A 6,759-nucleotide genomic window follows, 5' to 3' on the forward strand; every position below is an offset into this window, starting at 1 on the left:
ATGCGCCAATCAATTTCAATGACTTGATGGTTCCATGGGGGATTTACCTCTGGAAACCGGAACTGCCAGCCACAATCGGGAACGAGGGCGCAGGCATAGTTCTCGCGGTCGGTGACGGCGTGACGGCAGTGAAACCCGGAGACCGGGTGGTCCTGCCGCCGACGGTAAAGAGTTTTCAGCAGCGCCTGCTGGTTCCGGCGGAGCAGCTGGTAATCGTGCCCGGCGATGCGGATCCCAAGCAAGCGTCGATGCTGGCAATCAATCCGGTCACGGCCGCGCTGCTGCTAAGCGAATACGTCGATCTTAAGCATGGCGATGCGATTTCATTCAACTCTGCCACTTCCGGCCTGTCGCAATGGCTCATTACGCTGTCAAAGAAGAAAGGCCTGAAGACGATAGGACTGGTTCGCCGTGCGGAAGACGTGGAGATCGTCAAATCTCGTGGCTGCGACCATGTCATCGTGGACGATGAAGACATCGCTGTGGCCAAAGAGCGCCTGCAGGGATTGAATGTCCGCCTGGCTTTAGACGTGCTAGGCGGTCCGGCTGCCGGCCGCCTGCTGCAGACGCTGAGCCCCAAGGGGAAACTGGTCGTCTATGGCGCGGTGACGCTCAAGCCGATGGAGCTGTCTGCCGGCGTCCTTATTGGCGGTGAACTTACTGTCGAAGGGTTTTTTGAGCATAGCGAGAAAATGATCCCGAAGATCAATTCGACATTACGCCAGGTCGCGGGCATGATCGGTGGTCCGGACGCTATTTTGCAACCGATTGCGGCAACCTATCCGATTGAGCGGATCAAGGAAGCGGTTGCGCACGCAGTGCAAGGCAAAAAAATCATCCTGGATATAGGCGGGGCTGTACCGCGATAACGATTGCCAGCGATACCAGAAAGGAAAATTTCATGATCAAGATCAGCGTAATGTACCCGAACACCGCGAATGCCAAGTTCGACCATGACTATTACCGGCAAACGCATATGCCGCTGGTAAAGGACAGGCTGGGCGCAGCCTGTTCGCATTACAGCATCGACAAAGGCATTGGCGGAGGCGCTCCTGGTTCCGCGCCGACATATATCGCCATGTGCCACATCTTCAGCGATTCAGTCTCATCCTTTGAGGCTGGCATGGCCAAACACGGTGCGGAAATCATTGGCGACGTTGCCAATTTCACTGACTTGACTCCGTTGATGCAAATCAGTGAAGTTGTGGTGGCCTGAGGGGCGTGTTCTCGCCCAGGCGCGTCTCCGAAAAAGAAAAGCCCCGTTCAGGTACGAACGGGGCTTTTCTTCGAGGAATCTTTCAGGCAGGCCCGACAGGGTTTGCTGTCAGCTTAATAAGCGCCCATGAAATCACGCTTGCCGACTTCCACGCCGTTATGGCGCAGGATGTCATAAGCGGTGGTCACATGGAAGAAAAACTGCGGCAGGCCGTAGCCCAGCAGGTAAGTCTGGCCGGTCAGCTTCTTTTCTTTCGGCGTGCCGGGACGCAAGACGATTTCCAGCGTTGCGCTGCTGTCGATCTGCGCCGCGCTCAGGCCGTCGATGAATGCCAGCGTCTTCTGGATGCGGGCATGCAGGTCGGCGAAAGTCAGTTCGCTGTCTTCATAAGAAGGTACTTCGGCGCCGGCCAGGCGGGCCGGCACGCTCTTGGCGAAATCGGCAGCGATCTGCACCTGGCGCAGCAGCGGGAACATGTCCGGGAACAGGCGCGCCTGCAGGAAAGCATTGGGATCGATTTTCTTTTCGGTCGCGTGTGCTTCGGCCTTTGCCAATACGTCGTTGAGCGCGCTCAGCATCTGCTTGAAGACGGGAATCGAGGCGCTGTACATGGAGATGGTCATGGGTGTTCCTTGGTTGGTTGTAGCTTGGTGTCCGGGAAAGGTGGCGTGATTATAGTGCTTGCATGCTGAGTTCGCTGCAACTGCCCCATATCCCTAAAGTCCCAGCAGTTTTTTCTTGGTGCTGATCCATTCGGAACGTGAAATCAGCCCCTGTTTGTACTGCTCCGCCAGCCGGTCCAGCTGTTCAAAATCCACTGGCGCGCGGGTAAGCGCCTGGGAGGCCGCGATTTTTTTCTCGATCGCGGTTTTCAGGTTGGCGAATTTAGTGAATTGCCTGTGGTTGAACAGTACCGTATTTTCGTCGCTTGCCGCGCGGACCAGGGTGTCGTCGCTTTGTTTGCCGTGGCTCAGGTAAAAGCGGATATAGCCATTGGTCAGCAAGCCCGGCAACTGGACGCGGACCGCGCTCAGGGCCGCGACCGGGATGTCTTTTTCACTATTGCGGGATTGCGTCAGGCGCGCCATGGCGCCGGCGCGTTTTATCTGGACGCGGTCGCTGAGCAAGGTTACCTGGCCGTTGATGCCGCGCACCTGCATCTCTACCTGTATGACGGCTTGGTTTGCGTCTGCTGCTTTCTGGTTCACGATTGTTTCAAGTTCGTCTCAAACGATGATTATTGTTGTCTATGCATCACATAATGTAACACCACGGCCAGAATGGAGAAAGACGCCGGACCGGATTTACGGTGCGACGTCTTTGTCTTCAGCTGCCAGGTCTGTTACTTGCCCCAGCTGTCCTTCAAGGTAACAGTCCGGTTGAATACCAGCTTGCCTGGCTGCGAATCAACCTGGTCGGCGATGAAGTAGCCGTGCCGTTCGAACTGGTAGCGCTGCTCTGGCTGGGCATCTTTCAGGCCCGGCTCGAGGTAGGCGGTGATCACTTTCTTGGCCTCCGGATTCAACGCCGCTTTGAAGTCCTTGCCGCCGGCGTCCGGATGCGGATCGGTGAACAGGCGGTCGTACAGCCGTACTTCGGCTTCGATCGCATGCGCCACGCTGATCCAGTGAATGTTACCTTTGACCTTGTAGTTGGCGCTGCCTTCGGTGCCGCTCTTGCTGTCCGGGAAGTAGGTGCAATGGACCGCGATCACCTTGCCGTCCGCGTCCTTGTCAAAGCCGGTGCATTCGACCACATAACCATGGCGCAGGCGCACCCGGCTGCCCGGCTTGTCGGCGCTCGGCGGGAACAGGCGGAAATACCCTTTGACCGGGGTTTCCATGAAATCTTCCTGTTCTATCCACAGCGTCTTGCTGATCGGGAAATGGCGCAACGCCGTGGCGTGCTCCGGATGCGCAGGCGGATAGACCGGCGCGTGACAGGCCACGGTTTCGCCTTCCGGAAAATTGTCGATGATCAGCTTCAGCGGCTGCAGCACGGCGCTGGCGCGCGGCGCCTTGGGATCGAGATCCTCGCGCAGGGCGCCTTCCAGCGAACTCATGTCGATCCAGCCGTCGGACTTGGTGACGCCGGTGCGGTCGCAGAACAACTGCAGCGATTCCGGCGTAAAGCCGCGGCGCCGGATGCCGACCAGGGTAGGCATGCGCGGATCGTCCCAGCCGTCGACGATGCCTTCGTCCACCAGCTGGCGCAGCTTGCGTTTGCTGGTGATCACGTAGGTCACGTTGAGGCGCGAGAATTCATACTGGTGCGGCACCGGTTTTTGCAGGAACCCGGCGCTGCTCAGGTGTTCCAGCAGCCAGTCGTAGAACGGGCGGTGGTCCTGGAATTCCAGGGTGCAGATCGAATGCGAAATGTTTTCCAGCGCATCGGAAATCGGATGCGTGTAGTCGTACATCGGATAGATGCACCATTTGTCGCCGGTACGGTGGTGATGGGCGTGGCGGATCCGGTAGATGGCCGGGTCGCGCAGGTTCATGTTGGGCGACGCCATGTCGATCCTGGCGCGCACGATATGTTCGCCATCCTTGAATTGGCCGGCTTTCATGCGGCGGAACAGGTCCAGCGATTCCTCGGCCGAACGGCTGCGGAACGGCGAATCCTTGCCTGGCTCGCCGAAATTGCCGCGGTTCGCGGTCATCTGTTCGGCGCTTTGGCTGTCGACGTAAGCCAGGCCGGCGGTGATCAGGTATTCCGCCATTTCATACAGCTGGTCGAAGTAGTTGCTGGCGAAGTACAGGTGTTCGCCGGTATTGTCGGTCCAGTCGAAACCCAGCCAGCGCACGCTGTCGATGATGGTGTCGACGTATTCCTGTTCTTCTTTTTCAGGATTGGTGTCGTCGAAACGCAGGTGGCAGCGGCCGGCGTAGTCGCGCGCCAGTCCGAAGTTGACGCAGATCGACTTGGCGTGGCCGATGTGCAGGTAGCCGTTGGGCTCCGGCGGGAAACGGGTGACCACCTGCGGCAACGGCTGACCCTGGCTGTCCTTGCGCTCGGCGTAGGCGCCGGCGGTCAGGTCGGTTTCGATGATGCCGCGCAGGAAATTGGACGAGGCTGGTGCAGGTGGGGTGTGGCCGTTGGTGTGGTCGTTGCTCATGGAGGATCTATATGTACGCTTTGCGCTTTGCTGAATAAGGATATGAATCATTTTACCGTAGCGTGGCGCTTTGCAGGCGCGGCCGGCGGGATTTTGTTGCACTGCGGTCCCGCAGCTCGCAAAGGGGGGCGGGCAAAGGGCATTTATTGCCATAAATGCCATCGCAAACTGCCTTCCGGATGGCGATTGCCAGCTACATCTGCCTGAACAGGTGGGCGAATACGCGGCTGACCGCCAGGCTTTCGCTGCGGCCGCGCAGCTTCAGCGACAGTTTGCCGCTTTCGTCGCGGGTCGCCAGCTGGATGCACTGGTGATTGACGATGGTGCCGCGGTGCACTTGCCAGAACTGCCGGCTGTCGAGCTGCGGCAGCAATTCCTTGAGGCTGGTGCGTATCAGCGATTCGTGCTCGGCGGTGACGACATTGATGTATTTATCGGTGGCTTCGAAATAGATGACGTCGCCAATCGGGATCATGCGGATCTGGTTGCCGACCGCGGCGCGGATCACGGTCAGCGGCTCGGCGCTTGCCTTGGGCTGCATGTTGCGCAACTGGCCGATCAGGCTGTCCAGCGCGGCATTGCCGTCGCCGTTCTGCTGCAGGCGCTGCTGCAGGCGGGCGATGGTCTTGCCCAGGCGGGCGTCGCTGATCGGTTTCAGCACGTAGTCGGCGGCCGCATGTTCGAAGGCGCTGACCGCATATTCGTCGTAGGCGGTGACAAACACGATCAGCGGAAAGGCCTCGTTCTCCGGCCATTCCTCGGCCAGTTCCTGGGCTGCTTCGAGCCCGGTCTTGCCGGGCATCTTGATGTCCAGGAACAGGATGTCGGGACGCTGCCTGAGGGTCTGCTCGACTACCGCCTGGCCGTTGTCGACGCTGGCGATGACCTGCAGCTTCGGCCACAGGCGCTGCAGGGCTTGTTGCAGCGCGGCCGCCAGGATCGGTTCGTCTTCGGCTATCAGGGCACGCAAATTGGATGAGTTGGTCATGGCGGGATGGGTAACTGGAGTTGAGCGATAACGCCGTGCGGCAGCTTGGGTTTCAGGGTCAGGCTGGCTTGGGCGCCATATAGCGCCTGCAGGCGTTCATCGATATTGCTGAGGCCGATGTGGCTGGCGTGGCTGGCCGGCTGCTGCTGCAGTCCGGCCGTGAGCCCGAGGCCGCTGTCGCTGACGTCGAGCAGCAGCAACTGGCCCCGGCGGCTGGCGATAACCTCGACCCGGCCGCCTTCGATCTTGGGTTCCAGGCCATGCTTGATGGCGTTCTCCACCAGCGGCTGCAGCAGCATCGGCGCTATCACGGTGTCGCGCAAAGCTGCCGGCAACTGCAGGTCAAAGCTGAGACGGTTGCCCATGCGCAGCGACATCAGTTCCAGGTAAGCCTCCATCAGGGCGAATTCCTGCGCCAGCGTGGTCTGTTCGATGCGCGACGAGGATAGCGAGGCGCGCAGGAAATGGATCAGCTGGTCCAGCATCTGCTGCGCCCGCGGTGCATCAAGCGCAATCAGGCTTTGCAGGGTGGCCAGCGTATTGAACAGCATGTGCGGCTCGATCTGCGCCTGCAGCATCTGCAGCTGTGCCTGCAATGCCTGTTTCTCGATGCCGACCGCGCGCGCTTTTTCGGTGGCCGCCTGGTTGCGCAGTTCAGCCAGCGTGCTGAGATTCCAGAAGAACAGCGTGGCGCCGATGCAGACCGACACCGTGAGGATCACCAGGCCGAGGCCGCCGATATTCATGTACATGGAGAAATCATCCACGGGCAGGCCGAGCAGCCAGCTGGCCAGCCGGATGCCGAGGAACAGGGCAAGGCCGGAAGCCACCATTGTGAATGCGAGAAAATGGACTTTATGCAGCGTTGCTTTGCGCTGGAACAGATAGCGGCCGGTCTGGATGAACAGCAGCGCTAGCATGCCGATGCATAGCGAAAACACTAGGTTGGTCCAGAAGAGATCGTTGATGCGCATCACATAGGTGACTATCAGGGCGCAGACGACGTCGATGCCGATGTTGACGAGCAGGCTGCGCAGCAGGCGCTGGGCCAGCGGCTGGTCGTTTTGCGGCAATGCGGTGGTCGGCTTCATGCGTGAGGATTGTGGTTATGTTTGTCTAGTTCGCGTTCTATCATGCGCCGTTTCCACTGCGCGCCCGGAGCGTGCAGGAACACCGCCAAGGCGTGTGATAGTAACCCGATTCCCCAGCCCAGGGCCGGCCAGAATACCCATGCATGGCCGGGATTGTGCAGGTAGTTCAGCAGCGCCAGGCCGCTATTGACGATCAGGTATATCGCCAGGTGCCTGAAAAAACCGATTTTGCGTTCAACCCGGTCTTGCGCATCCTGGTAACTGAAGGTGTGGTCGTTCATCGTTGTTCTCCCGTGCAGATATGCTTGAATTCTGAACGCCATGGCCGGCGGCTGACAGCAAAATG

General features: G+C 59.4%; 8 protein-coding genes. 2 read left to right on the forward strand and 6 right to left on the reverse strand.

The genetic code is table 11. The annotated features are described in order from the left end of the window. Positions 1–869: zinc-binding dehydrogenase (locus JWQ61_RS20040; RefSeq protein WP_304362059.1), on the forward strand; the 869-nt coding region annotated here is incomplete at its 5' end. A 32-nt stretch (positions 870–901) separates the two neighbouring features. Next, positions 902–1,216: an EthD family reductase gene (locus JWQ61_RS20045; protein WP_304362060.1), complete on the forward strand. Its 315-nt coding sequence runs from the start codon at positions 902–904 to the stop codon at positions 1,214–1,216. A 113-nt stretch (positions 1,217–1,329) separates the two neighbouring features. Here the strand turns inward: JWQ61_RS20045 and JWQ61_RS20050 are convergent, their stop codons facing one another. From JWQ61_RS20050 to JWQ61_RS20075, 6 genes are all read right to left on the reverse strand, one after another. Then, positions 1,330–1,839, reverse strand: a complete 510-nt coding sequence (locus tag JWQ61_RS20050) for a DUF1993 family protein (RefSeq protein ID WP_304362061.1) — start codon at positions 1,837–1,839, stop codon at positions 1,330–1,332. A gap of 93 nt (positions 1,840–1,932) precedes the next feature. Next, the gene (locus tag JWQ61_RS20055) at positions 1,933–2,424 is read right to left on the reverse strand and encodes a DUF4429 domain-containing protein (protein ID WP_304362062.1); all 492 of its coding nucleotides are present in this window, start codon (positions 2,422–2,424) and stop codon (positions 1,933–1,935) included. 134 nt (positions 2,425–2,558) lie between these two features. Continuing rightward, on the reverse strand, positions 2,559–4,334 hold the full coding sequence (locus JWQ61_RS20060; protein ID WP_304362063.1) for a glutamine--tRNA ligase/YqeY domain fusion protein: 1,776 nt from the start codon (positions 4,332–4,334) through the stop codon (positions 2,559–2,561). Positions 4,335–4,527: 193 nt separating this feature from the next. Continuing rightward, entirely contained in the window at positions 4,528–5,322 is a 795-nt protein-coding gene (locus JWQ61_RS20065; RefSeq protein WP_304362064.1) for a LytTR family DNA-binding domain-containing protein, read from the reverse strand. Continuing rightward, positions 5,319–6,413 carry a sensor histidine kinase gene (locus tag JWQ61_RS20070; RefSeq protein WP_304362065.1) on the reverse strand — a complete coding sequence of 365 codons (1,095 nt, stop codon included), beginning with the start codon at positions 6,411–6,413 and terminating at the stop codon, positions 5,319–5,321. Before JWQ61_RS20070 ends, JWQ61_RS20065 begins: the two co-directional genes overlap by 4 nt. After that, positions 6,410–6,694: a 2TM domain-containing protein gene (locus tag JWQ61_RS20075; protein WP_304362066.1), complete on the reverse strand. Its 285-nt coding sequence runs from the start codon at positions 6,692–6,694 to the stop codon at positions 6,410–6,412. Before JWQ61_RS20075 ends, JWQ61_RS20070 begins: the two co-directional genes overlap by 4 nt. Positions 6,695–6,759 lie beyond the last annotated feature (65 nt).

It is taken from the genome of Collimonas fungivorans, from assembly GCF_028292705.1.
GTDB classification, from domain to species: domain Bacteria; phylum Pseudomonadota; class Gammaproteobacteria; order Burkholderiales; family Burkholderiaceae_D; genus Collimonas; species Collimonas fungivorans_B.

Bases quoted from the DNA above. Each gene is read 5' to 3' on its own strand.
- JWQ61_RS20065 (WP_304362064.1), bottom strand. From the start codon at position 5,322: ATGACCAACTCATCCAATTTGCGTGCCCTGATAGCCGAAGACGAACCG.
- JWQ61_RS20060 (WP_304362063.1), bottom strand. From the start codon at position 4,334: ATGAGCAACGACCACACCAACGGCCACACCCCACCTGCACCAGCCTCG.
- JWQ61_RS20075 (WP_304362066.1), bottom strand. From the start codon at position 6,694: ATGAACGACCACACCTTCAGTTACCAGGATGCGCAAGACCGGGTTGAA.
- JWQ61_RS20045 (WP_304362060.1), top strand. From the start codon at position 902: ATGATCAAGATCAGCGTAATGTACCCGAACACCGCGAATGCCAAGTTC.
- JWQ61_RS20070 (WP_304362065.1), bottom strand. From the start codon at position 6,413: ATGAAGCCGACCACCGCATTGCCGCAAAACGACCAGCCGCTGGCCCAG.
- JWQ61_RS20050 (WP_304362061.1), bottom strand. From the start codon at position 1,839: ATGACCATCTCCATGTACAGCGCCTCGATTCCCGTCTTCAAGCAGATG.